A 14,620-nucleotide genomic window follows, 5' to 3' on the forward strand; every position below is an offset into this window, starting at 1 on the left:
GCCGCTCAGGCGGTCCTGAGCCGCGCGGTCCAGGCGTCCCGCCCGGCGGCCGGCTCGGGCGGCGCCCGGTTCAGCCGGTCCTGAGCCGGCGCAGCAGCAGGTCCGCGGGGCCGAAGAAGCGGTGGCCGAGCACGCAGTGCAGGCGGACGTGCTCGACCGGGCCGCGGGTGCTCCACGCCGGCCCCTCGTCGCGGGTGGTCGCCGGCAGCCCGCACTCGGGGCAGTCCACCAGGTTCGTCGTCATGCCGGAACACACGCGGGGCCGGGACTTCGGGCTCGGCCCCGTCGCCTACCCGACGCCGGGAGCGGCGCTGAGGCGCACACCGCGGATCGAGGCGTCCAGCACCTGCGCGGTGTGCGCGGTGCGGATCGAGCCGCCCGCCGCGCGTACCCCGGCGCCGATCTGCATCAGGCAGCCCGGGTTCGCGGTGACCAGCCATCGCGCGCCGGTGGCCAGCACGTCGCGGGCCTTGCGGGCGCCGAGCTCGGCGGCGGGTCCGGGGTTGAGCACGTTCCACACGCCGGCCGAGCCGCAGCACAGCTCGGGGTCGGCGATCTCCCGCAGCACCAGCCCCGGGATCCCGCGCAGCAGCTCGCGCGGCTGCGACCGCACACCCTGCGCGTGCGCCAGGTGGCACGCGTCGTGGTAGGCCACGGTGACCGGCAGCGGATGGCGGGGCGCGACCGGCCCGAGCCGCCCGAGCAGCTCCGCGAAGTCGGTGACCTTGGCGGCGAGCGCGGCGGCGCGGCCGGCGTACCCGGGATCGCCGGCGAGCAGGTCGCCGAGCTCCTTCAGCGACGACCCGCAGCCGGCGGCGTTGACGACCAGGGCGTCGATGCCGGCGGCGTCGAACGTGTCGACGATGCCGCGGGCGAACCGGGCCGCCTCCTCTCGGCGTCCACTGTGGACGCTGAGCGCGCCGCAGCAGCCCTGCCCGGGCGGGATCACCACGTCGCAGCCCTCCGCGGCCAGGACCCGGGCGGTCGCGGCGTTCACGTCGGGGAAGAACGCCCGCTGCACGCAGCCGGTCAGCATCCCGACCACGGCCCGCCGGGTCCCCAGCGCCGGCAGCCGCGCCGGCAGCGGCACCGCCGGGCGCACCGGCGGGGCGAGGGCGGCCAGGGCCGGCAGGCGGCCGGGCAGCCTGTCGCGCAGGGGCGAGCCGAGCCACTGGTACAGCCGCAGCGGCCCCTTCAGCACGGCCAGCCGCCGGGGGTGCGGGAACAGCCCGAACACCAGGCCCCGCAGCGCCCGCTCCGGCCACGGCCGGGGGTGCCGCTCCTCGACCACCACGCGGGTCTGCTCGATGAGCGTGCCGTACTGCACGCCGGACGGGCACGCGGTCACGCACGCCATGCAGCCCAGGCACGCGTCGAAGTGCCCGGCCGCCGTCGGGGTCAGCGGCTCGCCCTCCAGGTGCTGGCGCATCAGCTGGATCCGGCCGCGCGGCGAGTCCATCTCCTCGCCCCACAGCACGTACGTCGGGCACGTCGGCAGGCAGAATCCGCAGTGGACGCAGTCGGACACCAGGCCGGCGTCGATGTGGGGCTCCATCAGATCCCTCCCACGAACCGGCCGGGCGCCAGGATGCCGAGCGGGTCGAACTGCTCCTTCACCCGGCGCATCAGGTCCAGGCCGTCGACGTGGCCCCACACGTCGACGCGGGACCGGATCGCCGGCGGTGCGGTCAGCACGACGCAGTGCCCGGCGCCGGCCCGGGTCGCCGCCCGCAAGTCGCTGACGACGCCGATGACGGAGCCCGGGTCGGTGTCGCCGGGCAGCCCCGCGTAGAGCACCCCGGTGCCGGCGGAGCCCCGCAGGCGCAGCGCCACGTCGTGCAGCTGTGCGGTCACCCCGGCGGCGGTCAGCAGGTACGGCACCCGCGACAGCACCGACGTGAGCTTGATGCCGACGTCGCCGGGGCGCCACGGGTACGTGCCCCAGCCCGGCGGCGGGGTCTCGGCGGACGTGGTGCCGTCGCCGAGCAGCTTCTCCAGGTCGGCGGCCCGCTGCGCGACCCCGGCCGGGACCCCCTCGACGAGCGCGGTCACGGTGAGCGGGTCGGTGTCGATCTCCAGGGCGCTGGGCACGACCTGCGCGCCGAGGACCGCGGACAGCGCACGCCCCGCCTCCTCGGGCCCGTCGACCCGCACCGACACGAACCGGCGCGCGGCCGGCAGCGGGTGCAGCCGGAACGCGCACTCGGTGATGACGCCGAGGGTGCCGTACGAGCCGGCGACGAGCTTGCCCAGGTCGTACCCGGCGACGTTCTTCACGACCTTGCCGCCGGCCTTGGCCACGACCCCGTCGGCACGCACCACGGTGACGCCGATGAGCAGGTCGCGGACCGTGCCGTAGAGCATGCGCCGCGGGCCTGCCGCGTTGACCGCGACGGTCCCCCCGACGGTCGCCCCCGGCAGCGGCTCGTCGAGGGCCAGCTGCTGCCCGGCGGGGCGCAGCGCCTCCTGGACCTGGCACAGCGGCGTGCCGGCGCGGACGACGACGACAAGATCACCCGCGGCGTGCTCGACGATCCCGCACAGGCGCGACGTCTCCACGATCAGGTCGAGCCGCTGCGGCGGCAGTGCCCAGTCCTGGCGCGTGCCGCCGCCGCGCACGACGAGGGCCAGCTCCCCGCCGGCCGCACCGCGGACCACCTCGGCGACCTCCGCGGTCGACGCGGGCGTGGCGACGGCGGCGGCCGGCATCCCCGCGATCTGCGCTGTCATGGCTCAGAAGACCTCCGCGACGCCTGGCTGATGCAGCGGATGGGTGCCCTTGCGCCGGCCCGGGACCTCGCCGCACAGGCGGGGTGTCGGGAACACCTTCCCCGGGTTCGACAGCCCGCGCGGGTCGAACGCGCACCGCACCAGCTGCATCGTGTCGAGGTCGGCGGCGCTGTACATGGTGGGCAGGTGCTTGGCCTTGTCGAAGCCGACGCCGTGCTCGCCGGTGATCGACCCGCCGTGCTCGACGCACAGGTCGAGGATCGCGCCGGACACCGCCTCGGCCCGCTCGGCCTGCCCGGGGACCGACTCGTCGAACAGCACGAGCGGGTGCAGGTTGCCGTCGCCGGCGTGGAACACGTTCGCGACCCGCACGCCGTGCTCGCCGGCCAGCTCCGCGATGCGGGTCAGCACCTGCGGCAGCGCGGTGCGCGGGATGACGCCGTCCTGGACGATGTAGTCGGGGCTGATCCGGCCGACCGCGGCGAACGCCGACTTGCGCCCCTTCCAGAACAGGGCCCGCTCGGCGTCGTCGGCGGCGATGCGGATCTCGAACGCGCCGTGCTCCCGGCAGAACCCCTCGACGGCGGCGAACTGCGCCTCGACCTCCGCGTGCGGGCCGTCGAGCTCCACGATGAGCACCGCGCCGGCGCCCTGCGGGTAGCCGCAATGCACCGCCGCCTCCGCGGCCTCGATGGCGAGGGCGTCCATCATCTCCACCGCCGCCGGAACCACCCCGGCCGCGATGATCGCCGAGGTGGCCGCGCCCGCCTGGTCGGTGCCGGGGAACGCGGCGAGCAGCGTGCGCACCGTCTCCGGCAGGCGCACGAGGCGGACCGTCACCTCCGTGGCGATGCCGAGCGTCCCCTCCGAGCCGACGAACGCGCCGAGCAGGTCGTAGCCGGGTGGGTCCGGGGTCCGCCCGCCGAGCCGGACCAGATCGCCGTCGGGCGTGACGATCTCGACGCCGGTGACGTGGTTGGTCGTGAAGCCGTACTTCAGGCAGTGCGCGCCGCCGGAGTTCTCCGCGACGTTGCCGCCGATCGAGCAGATCTGCTGGCTGGACGGGTCCGGCGCGTAGTAGTACCCGTGTGGCGACGCGGCCCGGGTCACCTGCAGGTTGATCACGCCCGGCTCCACGACGGCCCGCTCGTCCTGCGGGGCGACCTCGCGGATCGCGCGGAGCTGGGAGGTGACGATGAGCGCGCCGTCGGCGTGCGGCAGCGCCCCGCCGGACAGGCCCGTGCCGGAGCCGCGCGCCACGAAGGGCACCCCGGCGTCGACGCAGGCCCGCACCGTGCCGGCGCACTCCTGGGCAGTGCGCGGCAGCACCACGATCGCCGGCACGACGCGGTAGTGGGTCAGGCCGTCGCACTCGTACGTGCGCAGCTGCTGGCGGTCGGTGAGCACCTGCTCGGGCTGCAGGAACCCTCGCAACCGCTCCGCCAGCCGGTCAATGGTCATGGCGTCACCTCCGCTGAGCTCCGGCGCCGCCCTGATCCAGCGGCGGCGCCCATGGCGAGCAGCGCGGAGCGCTGCTCACGGCATCCGGTCGTACGCCGGCAACGTCAGGAAATCGATGAACTCGTCCGCCACCGCCACCTCCATGAACAGTGCCCGTGCCTCGCTGTGGTCGCCGCCGAGCAGGGCCAGCTCCTCGTCGGCGATCTTCTCGACCAACGCCTTCGTGACGAGCGCACCCGTGTCGGCCAGCGTGACACCGTTGTGCAGCCATTGCCAGACCTGCGACCGGGAGATCTCCGCCGTCGCCGCGTCCTCCATCATGTTGTTGATCGCGACGGCGCCGCTGCCCTTGAGCCAGGCGTCGAGATACTGCACGCCGACGCTCACCGCGTTGCGCAGGCCCGCCTCCGTCTGCCGGCCCGGGGTGTCACCGACGGCGAGCAGGTCATCGGCGGACACCGACACGTCCTCGCGGGTGCGCTCCAGCTGGTTGGGCCGCTCGCCGAGCACCCCGTCGAACACCTCCCGGCAGGTGGCGACCAGGTCGGGGTGGGCGACCCACGAGCCGTCGAAGCCGTCGCCGGCCTCCCGCGTCTTGTCGGCGGTGACCTTCTCCAGGGCCACCCGGTTGATCTCCGGGTCGCGCCGGCTCGGGATGAACGCCGCCATGCCGCCGATCGCGTGCGCGCCCCGCCGGTGGCACGTGTGCACCAGCAGCTCGGTGTACGCCCGCATGAACGGCACCGTCATCGTCACCGTGTTGCGGTCCGGCAGCAGGAAGTCCTTGCCCCGGGTGCGAAACTTCTTGATGACGCTGAACATGTAGTCCCACCGCCCGGCGTTGAGGCCGGCGGAGTGCTCGCGCAGCTCGTAGAGGATCTCGTCCATCTCGAACGCGGCCGGGAACGTCTCGATGAGCACCGTCGCCCGGATCGTGCCCGCCGGCCGGCCGAAGCGCTCCTCGGTGAACGTGAACACGTCGTTCCACAGCCGCGCCTCCAGGTGCGACTCCATCTTCGGCAGGTAGAAGTACGGCCGGGTGACCAGATGGTTGTGGAAGAAGTACAGCCCGAAGTCGGTCAGCGAGCCGGACGTCGGCGCCCCGTCCACCAGGATGTGCTTCTCCGGCAGGTGCCATCCCCGGGGTCGCACCACGACGGTCGGCCGTGCGCCCGAGGTCAGCTCGTAGTGTTTCTCGCCGGAGGTGTACGACAGCGTGCCGGCATTCGCGTCGCGCAGGTTGAGCTGCCCGCCGATCACGTTGCCCCACAGCGGCGTGTTGGCGTCCTCATGATCGGCGAGCCACACCTTGGCCCCGGAGTTCAGCGCGTTGATGGTCATCTTCGCGTCGGTCGGCCCGGTGATCTCCACCCGCCGGTCGATGAGGCCCGGCGCCGGCTCGGCCACCCGCCAGTCACCCTCGCGGATGTGCCGCGTCTCGGGCAGGAAGCCCAGCGTGCCGCCCGCGGCCAGCTCGGCCTCGCGCTCCTTGCGCGCCTGCAGCAGCTCCAGCCGCCGGGCGTCGAAGGCCCGGTGCAGTTCTGCCAGGAAACTCTGAGCTTCTTCAGTGAGGATCTCGGCGAATCGGTCGTCAACCGGTCCGGTAATCTCGACGCCCTGAACAGTGCCCATGTCATGACCCTATCGGCTGCGCTGCTACCCGGGGCGTGTCGCGGCGCGTGTGATATGGGAAGCTCTGGCGAACGAAACTCAGGTCCGCCAGTATTCGGTCCGTCCAGCAGGGGAGTCTTCCAACTGTGAGCGATCGGGGCAGAAGCCGCCGCACTGCGAGGTCGACCAAGGCCACCACGCCGAAGGCGACTCCGGACACCGAGGTCGGACCCGGCGAGGAGCCGGCCGCGGGTGCGGAAAGCGACAAAACGCCGGCAGGGGCGGCCGCGGTCGGGACCCCGGCGGAGGACACCACCGCCGGGTCTTCGACTGCGTCGGCACCTGCGACTGCGTCTTCGTCCGACGACTCAGCCGAGGATTCGGCCGGCGACTCAGCCGAGGATTCGGCCGGCGCATCGACCGGCGAGCCGGACGATGCCGCGGACGACGCTCCGGCCGCTTCGTCCGAGGACGGCGACGCCGATGCCGCCGCGCCCGCCGAGGACGGCGGGGACGCCGGGGACGGCGAGGAGGAGAAGGCCGAGTCCGCCAAGGACAAGGCCGCCGGCAGGTCGAAGTCGAAGACGGCGGCTCCGATGACGAAGGCGGAGAAGCGGGCCGCCGCCCGCATCGCCGCCGCGAAGGCCGCCCGCCGCCGCCGCGTGGGCCAGGCGATCGCCGGCACGATCATCGTCTTGCTGGTCGTCGGCGGCGCGTTCGCCGGCGTCTGGTACTTCGGCGACCGGGCCGAGAAGAACCGCGTCAAGTGCAAGCCGGTCGGCGACCAGGCCGCGTTCCCGCCGTTGCTCGGCGGCATGAACAAGGCCCTCGCCACCGAGCCGACGATCACCGCCAGCAGCGAAGAGGTCAAGACCGTCAAGCAGACGATCCTCATCAAGGGCGACTGCAAGACCGTCAAAGCCGGCCAGACCGTCTCGGTCAACTACGTCGGCGCCACCATGAAGGACGGCAAGGTCTTCGACGCGTCCTGGCCGCGCAAGAAGACCATCGAGATCCCGGTCGGGCAGAAGCAGCTCGGCAAGCAGCCCCAGGTCATCGAGGGCTGGGACGAGGGCCTCGTCGGCCTGAAGGTCGGCACCCGGGTCCAGCTCGACATCCCCGGCAACAAGGCCTACGGCGACGACGCCCCCGAGGGGTACCCCGCCGGCACGCTGCGCTTCATCGTCGACATCCTCGACGCGAAGGACGCCGACAGCAGCGGCCTGCCCGCCGGCTTCGGCGGCTGACCCACCCGCTGCACCACTCGTCCCGAAGGCCCCGCCGCACTCCGGCGGGGCCTTCGCGCATCCCGCCTGCCGCCGCGGCCGGTGAGACTTTCACGGATCCCGCCCGCCGGCCGCACCACGTTTGGTTTCGCCCGTACCGGCAAAGCACCACCACATGAGCAAACCATCTGTCGGTGAGGCGCTGATCGCCCGGCTGGCCGACTGGGGCGTCGACACGGTGTTCGGCCTGCCCGGTGACGGCGTCAACGGGATCATGGAGGGCCTGCGGCGCAACGCCGGCCGGGTCAAGTTCGTGCTGGTGCACCACGAGGAGGCGGCCGCGTTCATGGCGGTCGCGCACGCCAAGGCGACCGGGCGGCTCGGGGTCTGCCTGGCCACGTCCGGTCCCGGCGGCATCCACCTCGCCAACGGGCTCTACGACGCGAAGCTCGACCACGCGCCGGTGCTCGCGATCACCGGGATGCAGGAGTCCAGCGTCATCGGCACCGGGTACCAGCAGGAGGTGCACCTCGACCGGCTCTTCGAGGACGTCGCCGAGTACAACGAGACGGTCGCCAACCCCGCGCAGGTGCCGTCGCTGGTCGACATCGCGGTCCGCACCGCGCTGGCCCGCCGCGGCGTGGCGCACCTGACGGTGCCGAACGACGTCCAAGTCGCGGCCGCCGGCGACAACCCGTTCGACGAGGTCGGGCCGGTCCGGGAGCCGGCGACCGCGCCGGTGTGGGTCGCGCCGCCGGTGCGGCCCGCCGACGACGACCTGCAGGCCGCCGCGGACCTGCTCAACCACGCCACGAAGCCGGCGATCCTGGCCGGTGTCGGCGCGCGCGGCGCCGGTGCCCTCGTCGAGCTCGTCGCCGACGTGCTGGGCGCGCCGATCGTGAAGTCGCTGATGGGCAAGATGGTCGTGCCGGACGACTCGCCGTTCGCGCTCGGCGGGCTCGGGCTGCTGGGCACCGCGCCCAGCGAGGACCTGATGCAGGAGTGCGACGCGTTGCTGATGGTGGGCACGAACTTCCCGTACACGAAGTTCCTCCCCGCGCCCGGGCAGGCGCACGTCGTGCAGATCGACGTCGAGCCCGCCCGCGTCGGCACCCGCATCCCCACCGACGTGCCGCTCGTCGGCGACGCCGCAGCCACCCTGGAGGCGCTGCTGCCCAGGCTCCAGCGGCGCACCGATCGGCGATTTCTGCAGCGGTACCAGGAGAAGATGCGCGACTGGCGGGAGCGGCTCGCGGCGACCGAACGCGCCGACCGGGACCCCATCGCGCCGCAGTTCCTGGCCCGCACGCTGGACCGGGTCGCCGCGCCCGACGCGATCCTGACCTGCGACTCGGGCACCGTCACCACCTGGGCGGCCCGGCACTGGCAGGCGACCGGCGGGCGCGAGTTCTACCTGTCCGGCACGCTCGCCTCGATGGCGCCCGGCCTGCCGTACGCGATCGCGCTGCAGCACGAGTACCCGCAGCGGCAGGTCATCGCGTTCGTCGGCGACGGCGGGTTCGGCATGCTCATGGCCGAGTTCCACACCGCGGCCCGGCACGGCCTGCCCATCAAGGTCGTCATCAACGACAACAACGCCCTCGGCATGATCGTCTGGGAGCAGATGGTCAACGGCTTCCCCGAGTACGGCGTCCGCTACGGCGACCCGCGGCCCGACTACGCGGGGTGGGCGCGCGGCTGCGGCGGGTACGGTGCCCGCGTCACCGACCCGCTCGCCCTGGAGAACATCCTCGGCGAGGCCTTGGCCCACGACGGGCCGGCGCTCGTCGACGTGGTCGTGGACGCCGACGAGCCCCCGATGCCGGCCAAGGTCACCTACCAGCAGGCGGTGAAGTTCGCGGAGGCGTTCGTGCGGGGCCAGCCGCACAAGGCCGCGATCGCCACCACCCTGTTGAAGGACCGCATCACCCGCCTGTGAGGCGGCGGTGCCGGCCCTTCGCGCGCCGCGACTGGGCCCACAGCCGGGTCCGGCCGACGGCCATCGTGATGCCGCCGGGAATGTCCAGCCCGCCGAGGCCGGCCACGCCGCCGACCAGCACCACCCCGCCGATCGCGACCAGCCCGGTGCCGGTCAGCAGGTACACCATGGTGTCCGGTGCCTGCTCGACGGTCTGCTGCCCGGTGGTCTGCGCCGTGCGGACCATCGGCGGGTCCGGTCTTCGCGCCTGCGCGGCGCTGAGCGACCCGACCGCGATCGCGGCGCCGGCGACGCACACCCATGCCCGAGTTCTCATAATCGCGCACGCTAAATCGCAAACGGGTGACTCGTCGCTCCCCCCGGCTCACCTGCGACAGGTGAAGGAACCCCTCACCCGTGGCATTGTGTGCCGGTGCTGATCTACAAGATCCTGCTGCCGTCCGAATGGGCCCGCTTCCAGGCCGACGGCCGTTTCGACGGCTCGCCGCTGGACCAGCGCGACGGCTACATCCACTGCTCGTCCCGCGCCCAGGTGGCCGGCACCGCGCAGCGCTACTTCGGCGCCGAGCCCGACCTCGTCGTCGTCGCCATCGACGCGCAGATCATGGGCATGTGGCTGCGCTGGGAGACCTCCGCCAACGGCGGCCCCTTCCCGCACGTGTACGCGCCGCTGCCCCGGGCCGCCGTCGTGGCCGTGCACCGCATCGCCGGCGCCTCCTCCGTCGACGAGGTCATCCCCGCCTGAGGACGGCGCGCCCCGGTGCCGGTCCGCCGCGGGCGGGGACCTAAGGTCGGACGATGGACGAGGGGCGATCACGCCACCGGTGGTTGGCCGACCTGGTGGCGGTGGGCGGGTATCTCGCCGGGGCCGTCGTCCTGTGCGGGCGGCTGCTCGCCCATCCGGGGCAGCGGCTGCCGTACACGCCGGGGGACCGCATCCTCGCCGAGTACTTCCTGACCTGGGCGGCGCGGTCGGTGCGGCACGGGTCGAACCCGTTCTTCCTGGACCGGCTCAACGCCCCCACCGGCGTCAACGGGATGGCGAACACCACCATGCTGGGGCTGGGCCTGCCGATGTCGCCGGTGACGCTGCTGGCCGGGCCCGGGATCGCGTTCGACGTGCTGGTGGTGCTGACCCTCGCCGCCACCGGGGCCACCTGGTTCTGGCTGCTGTCCCGGCACGTGGTGGACAGCCGGGTCGCGGCCTGGGTCGGCGGCCTGGTCGCCGCGTTCGCGCCGAGCGTGGCCAACCACGCCACCTTCCACCCCAACCTCACGGCCCAGTTCCTGGTGCCCGTCATCGTGTGGCGGGTGGTGAAGCTGCGCGACGCGCCGGTCCGCGGTGGTCTGATCCTTGCGGCGCTGGTCGTGTGGCAGGTGTTCATCAACGAGGAGACGCTGTTCATCACCGCCCTGGCCGTCGGGCTGTTCGGGGTGCTGTGGCTGGTGCAGCGGCCGCGCGAGGTGCGGCTGCCGAGCGTCCTGGCCGGGCTCGGGGTGACGCTGCTCGTCACGGCGGTGCTGCTGGCGTACCCGCTGTGGTGGCAGTTCTTCGGCACCAACGGCTACCGCGGCGGCGAGCCGCAGATGACCGCGTTCCGCACCGACCTGCTGGGGCTGACGTCGTTCTCGCGCAACTCGGTCGCGGTGCGTTTCAGCGAGTTCCCGCCGGCGCCCGGGTTCTCCGCCGAGCAGCACGGGCACTTCGGCTGGCCGCTGGTCATCGCGGTCGCCGCCGTCGCCGCCTGGCGGTGGCGCGAGCCGCTCGTGCGCTCCCTCGCCGTCACCGGCGCCGTGTTCGCGGTGCTGTCGCTGGGCAACGAGCTGACTGTGCGGGGCGAGGGCACCGGCGTGTCCGGCCCGTACGCCCTGCTGCGCGGCCTGCCGCTGTTCGACACGCTGCTGCCGACGCGGCTCGGCGAGGCGGCCACCTGGGCGGTCGCGCCGCTGGTGGCGATCGGCCTGGACCGGCTGCCGGCGGTGGCGGGCACCCGGGTGCTGAAGGTCGGCCTGGCCGCGGCGGTGCTGGTGCCCGCCGCCCCGGTGCCGATCAAGGTGTTCGACCGGCCACCGGTGCCGGCGTTCCTCACGTCCGGCGAGTGGCGCTCCTACGTCCGCGGGCAGGAGTCGGTACTGATGGTGCCGCTGGCCACCTTCGAACACTGGACGGCGATGAGCTGGGCCACCGCCACCGGCGCCGACCTGCGCATGTCCCACGGCTATTTCCTCGGCCCGGCCGGCGGCGTCAAGGGCCGGCACGCGGCCGTGGGCGCCCCGGCCCGCCCGACCGACCTGCTGATCAACGCCGCCACCGGCAGCCGGCAGGTCCAGCAGGTCACCGACACCGACCGCGAACGGGCCCGGCTCGACCTCGCCTACTGGCGCACGTCGATCATCCTCGCCCCGACCGGCCCGGCTGCCGCCGCCGAGCGGGGCACCCTCGACGCGCTGTTCGGCCCGGGCCGCGAGGTCGGCGGCCTGTGGCTCTGGGACGTCAGAAACACCTGACCCACCGCGGCCGGAACGTCTCGGCCGGGGCGCCGTCCTGATCACAGCCGCTGCTCGAGGACCTGCCCCGGCCAGTCCCTGCCGGTGGGCAGCGGCACCGTGAAGGTCTCCGTCGGGGTGAAGCCCTGCCGGCGGTACCAGCCGACGAGGGCCCGGTCGTCGCCCGCGTAGCAGTCGACCCGCAGCAGCCCGATCCCGCGCCGCGCGGCGAGCACCCGGGCGTGGTCCAGCAGCAGCGTGCCCAGCCCGCGCCCCTGCCGCGCCCGGTCGGTGACCAGGAGGTTCACGTACAGCTCGGGCTCGTAGACGACCGGGATGCCCTCCGGCGCCTCGCCGACCACCAGCGCCCCGGCCACGGCGCCGTCCAGCTCCGCGACGTGCAGGTGGCCCTGCGGGACCCACCGCATCATCGCGGTGAGCCGGCGCGGGTTGGTCGAGTGCGGCTCGGTGCCCCACTGCCCGGTGCGCCCCAGCCCGGCCAGCCACCGGGTCGCGCCGTCCAGCAGCCCCAGCACGGGCTTGACGTCGGCGAGGCCGCCGGGGCGGATGGCCGCGCCGCCGGCGGTGAGCGGCAGCTCCAGCTCCAGCTCGTCGAGCAGCGGGATGCCGTGCCCGCCGATCTCGGGGATCTGCGGCTTGCGCCGCCGGGCCCGCTGCACGGCGCCCGGGTGCACGGCCCGGATGCGCAGCCCGCGGCGCTGGTAGAAGCGCAGCGCGTCGAGGTTGTCGTTGGTGGTGATCAGCCACAGCCGGGTGCAGCCGGCACCGGTCGCGACCGCCCGGGCCGCGTCGAGCAGTGCCGTGCCGATCCCGGCATGCGGACGCACCGCGTCGATCGTGACGATTTCCAGGCCGGTCGCGGCGATCTCGTAGGTGAGCAGTCCCACCCGCTCGCCGTCGCCGGTCTCGGCCACCAATGCCGGCAGCCGGTCCGCGTCGCGACCGTTTTCTCCCGTGATGACGTGGACCGCACCGTACGAATTCGTGAGCAATTCTTGCGACCAGGTCAGATCGTCCCCGACGGCGGCTCGCACAATCACCCGGGCACCCTATCCGGAAAATCGAATTCCGCGGATGCTGGCAAATTCGCGACACTCCACGGTGTGATGCGTTGCGCCATGATGGCGGCAGGGCATCACCGGGGAGGGCGGACTTGGACGGACTCAGGCGGCCGGGCAGGCCCTGCTGGGTCCTCGGCGTCCTCGCCCTGGTCCTGGCGATGCTCTTCGGCGCGAGCATCGGCGCGCCGACCTCCCGTGCGGGGATCGCCCACCAGCTGCTCTCACCTGACCACCACGGGCACGGCTCGTGGTCCGGCGATGACGGCGAGCAGCACCAACCCCTCGTGCTGCACGCCGAAGGCGAGCAGGTGGAGACCCCGGACGCCTCGGGCCACGCACCCGCGCCGCTCACCGCCGGCACCGTCGCGCAGGTGGCGCAGGCGCCGCGCACCGAACCGCCGGCGGAGGGCGCCGCGGACCACGCACCCCTCCGTTCCGTGCTGCAGGTCTGGCGCACGTAGGTCGAACTCCCACCCCTCGTCGTTGTTGGGCAGCTCGACACGGTTGGAGTGATGTCATGTCCGCAATCGCGGACGGTTCCCGCATGCGCTCGGTCTTCGTGACCGGCGCCTCACGAGGGCTCGGCGCGGCCCTGTTCCACGCGCTGCAATCCGACGGTGCCAGGGTCTTCGGCCTGGCCCGCAGCTTCCCCTCCGAGCAGCAGACGCTCGCGGCGCGGCACCCGGCGTCGGTACGGCTGCGCCCCACCGACCTCGCCGAGGCGGTCAGCCTGCCGACGGAGGCCGAGCTGGCCGCCTTCGCCGGCGGGGCCGGGCCGCAGGACGAGGTGGTGCTGCTGCACAACGCCGCGACGGTCGAGCCGATCGGCCTGGTCGGCGAGCTGGCCCCCGACGAGGTGTTCACCGCGGTCCAGATCAACCTGGTCGCGCCGATGCTGCTGACGAACGTGTTCCTGGCCGCTTTCGCCCGCCACCCGGCCCCCCGGCTGCGGATCGTGTACGTCGCCTCCTCCGCGGCGCATCGCAGCTACCCGGGCTGGGCCACGTACTGCGCGACGAAGGCGGGCGCGGAGGCGTTCATGCGCTGCGTCAGCGAGGCGGCGAGCCGCGCCTGCACGGTGGAGATCGTCGACCCCGGCGCCGTCGAGACGCAGATGCAGCGGACCCTCCGCGAGCGGGGCGCCGGCCTGCCCGGGCACGCCAGGCTGGTGGAGCGGCACCGTACCGGCGACATCGCCGACCCCGAGACGGTGGCGAAACGGCTCGTCGCCCTGCACTTCCCGCCGCTGGTGGCGATGGCCTCGTCCTGAGCGACGGGCTCCGCGCGGGCCGGCCGGTGCCGTCACCGGCCGGCCCGTGGTGATGGCACCGTGCCGCCACCGGCCGGCTTATGGTGATGGCACCGTGTCCCCACTGGCCGGCCCATGGCGACCGCCGTGTGTAGCGGACCGGCCTCATGGGTACGGTGTGGCCATGCCGGACACCGCGCCTCCAGTGATCGTCGTTATGGGTGTTGCCGGCACGGGCAAGACCACCGTGGGCGCGCTGCTGGCCGGCCGGCTCGGCTGGCGCTACGCGGAGGCCGACGACTTCCACCCCGCCGCCAATGTGGCGAAGATGGCCGCCGGTGAGCCGCTCACCGACGAGGACCGCGCCCCGTGGCTCGCCGCCATCGGCCGGTGGATCGACGAGCGGGCCGCCGACGGCACGCCCGGCGTCGTGTCGTGCTCGGGGCTGCGCCGCGTGTACCGCGACCAGCTGCGCGAAGGCCGCCCGCAGGTGCGGCTGGTGCTCCTCGACGGCTCCCGCGAGCTGATCACGCGCCGGCTCGCGGCCCGCCACGGCCACTTCATGCGCGTCGAGATGCTCGACAGCCAGTTTGCCGCCCTGGAGCCGCCGCAGCCGGACGAGCACGTCACGCAGGTATCGATCGACGCCACGCCCGAGCAGATCGTCGAGGAGATCGTGCTGAGGTCGCGCCTGCACTGAGCACCGCGCAGAGAAAGGCCGCCCCATGGACTGGACGACGCACGACACCTGGCTGGTCACCTGGACCCTCGTAGCGAGCCGAGCCATCCCGCCCCGCCCCGGCCCGCCCGGCCACGGCGATCCCACGCGGGGCTC

General features: G+C 73.5%; 14 protein-coding genes. 7 read left to right on the forward strand and 7 right to left on the reverse strand.

Annotated elements, in window-relative coordinates:
• Positions 1–70: 70 nt before the first annotated feature.
• The 5 genes from AB0H83_RS16880 to aceB all read right to left on the reverse strand — a co-directional run bounded on the left by AB0H83_RS16880 (position 71) and on the right by aceB (position 5,823).
• Complete coding sequence (locus AB0H83_RS16880; RefSeq protein WP_360093864.1) at positions 71–244, reverse strand: hypothetical protein; 174 nt, start codon at positions 242–244, stop codon at positions 71–73.
• 45 nt (positions 245–289) lie between these two features.
• The gene (locus AB0H83_RS16885) at positions 290–1,555 is read right to left on the reverse strand and encodes a heterodisulfide reductase-related iron-sulfur binding cluster (RefSeq protein ID WP_360093867.1); all 1,266 of its coding nucleotides are present in this window, start codon (positions 1,553–1,555) and stop codon (positions 290–292) included.
• On the reverse strand, positions 1,555–2,730 hold the full coding sequence (locus tag AB0H83_RS16890; protein WP_360093870.1) for an FAD-binding oxidoreductase: 1,176 nt from the start codon (positions 2,728–2,730) through the stop codon (positions 1,555–1,557). The genes AB0H83_RS16885 and AB0H83_RS16890 overlap by 1 nt, the downstream gene beginning before the upstream one ends.
• Positions 2,731–2,733: 3 nt before the next feature.
• Complete coding sequence (locus tag AB0H83_RS16895) at positions 2,734–4,191, reverse strand: FAD-linked oxidase C-terminal domain-containing protein (RefSeq protein WP_360093873.1); 1,458 nt, start codon at positions 4,189–4,191, stop codon at positions 2,734–2,736.
• A 75-nt stretch (positions 4,192–4,266) separates the two neighbouring features.
• On the reverse strand, positions 4,267–5,823 hold the full coding sequence (gene aceB / locus AB0H83_RS16900) for a malate synthase A (protein ID WP_360093876.1): 1,557 nt from the start codon (positions 5,821–5,823) through the stop codon (positions 4,267–4,269).
• A gap of 125 nt (positions 5,824–5,948) precedes the next feature.
• On the opposite strand from aceB, the gene AB0H83_RS16905 reads away from it, so the two are divergent.
• Both AB0H83_RS16905 and AB0H83_RS16910 read left to right on the forward strand, forming a co-directional pair.
• The gene (locus AB0H83_RS16905) at positions 5,949–7,049 is read left to right on the forward strand and encodes an FKBP-type peptidyl-prolyl cis-trans isomerase (protein ID WP_360093879.1); all 1,101 of its coding nucleotides are present in this window, start codon (positions 5,949–5,951) and stop codon (positions 7,047–7,049) included.
• A 154-nt stretch (positions 7,050–7,203) separates the two neighbouring features.
• Positions 7,204–8,967, forward strand: coding sequence for a thiamine pyrophosphate-dependent enzyme (locus tag AB0H83_RS16910; protein ID WP_360093882.1), 1,764 nt, complete (start codon positions 7,204–7,206; stop codon positions 8,965–8,967).
• Here the strand turns inward: AB0H83_RS16910 and AB0H83_RS16915 are convergent.
• Positions 8,954–9,283: a hypothetical protein gene (locus tag AB0H83_RS16915; RefSeq protein ID WP_360093885.1), complete on the reverse strand. Its 330-nt coding sequence runs from the start codon at positions 9,281–9,283 to the stop codon at positions 8,954–8,956. The genes AB0H83_RS16910 and AB0H83_RS16915 overlap by 14 nt on opposite strands.
• 96 nt (positions 9,284–9,379) lie before the next feature.
• Here AB0H83_RS16915 and AB0H83_RS16920 point away from each other — a divergent pair, with 96 nt between their 5' ends.
• Entirely contained in the window at positions 9,380–9,712 is a 333-nt protein-coding gene (locus AB0H83_RS16920; RefSeq protein WP_360093888.1) for a DUF952 domain-containing protein, read from the forward strand.
• A 53-nt stretch (positions 9,713–9,765) separates the two neighbouring features.
• Positions 9,766–11,475, forward strand: a complete 1,710-nt coding sequence (locus AB0H83_RS16925; RefSeq protein WP_360093891.1) for a hypothetical protein — start codon at positions 9,766–9,768, stop codon at positions 11,473–11,475.
• A 41-nt stretch (positions 11,476–11,516) separates the two neighbouring features.
• Here AB0H83_RS16925 and AB0H83_RS16930 read toward each other — a convergent pair whose 3' ends face one another.
• Complete coding sequence (locus AB0H83_RS16930) at positions 11,517–12,515, reverse strand: GNAT family N-acetyltransferase (RefSeq protein WP_360093894.1); 999 nt, start codon at positions 12,513–12,515, stop codon at positions 11,517–11,519.
• 113 nt (positions 12,516–12,628) lie between these two features.
• Between AB0H83_RS16930 and AB0H83_RS16935 the strand changes: the two genes are divergently transcribed.
• The 3 genes from AB0H83_RS16935 to AB0H83_RS16945 all read left to right on the forward strand — a co-directional run bounded on the left by AB0H83_RS16935 (position 12,629) and on the right by AB0H83_RS16945 (position 14,485).
• A complete protein-coding gene (locus tag AB0H83_RS16935) occupies positions 12,629–12,997 on the forward strand; it encodes a hypothetical protein (RefSeq protein WP_360093897.1) in 369 nt (122 codons plus the stop codon).
• Positions 12,998–13,053: 56 nt separating this feature from the next.
• Positions 13,054–13,806, forward strand: a complete 753-nt coding sequence (locus AB0H83_RS16940) for an SDR family NAD(P)-dependent oxidoreductase (RefSeq protein ID WP_360093900.1) — start codon at positions 13,054–13,056, stop codon at positions 13,804–13,806.
• A gap of 163 nt (positions 13,807–13,969) precedes the next feature.
• The gene (locus AB0H83_RS16945) at positions 13,970–14,485 is read left to right on the forward strand and encodes a gluconokinase (RefSeq protein WP_360093903.1); all 516 of its coding nucleotides are present in this window, start codon (positions 13,970–13,972) and stop codon (positions 14,483–14,485) included.
• Positions 14,486–14,620: the final 135 nt, after the last annotated feature.

The sequence above is a fragment of the Dactylosporangium sp. NPDC050688 genome, assembly GCF_040654515.1.
Lineage (GTDB): Bacteria > Actinomycetota > Actinomycetes > Mycobacteriales > Micromonosporaceae > Dactylosporangium.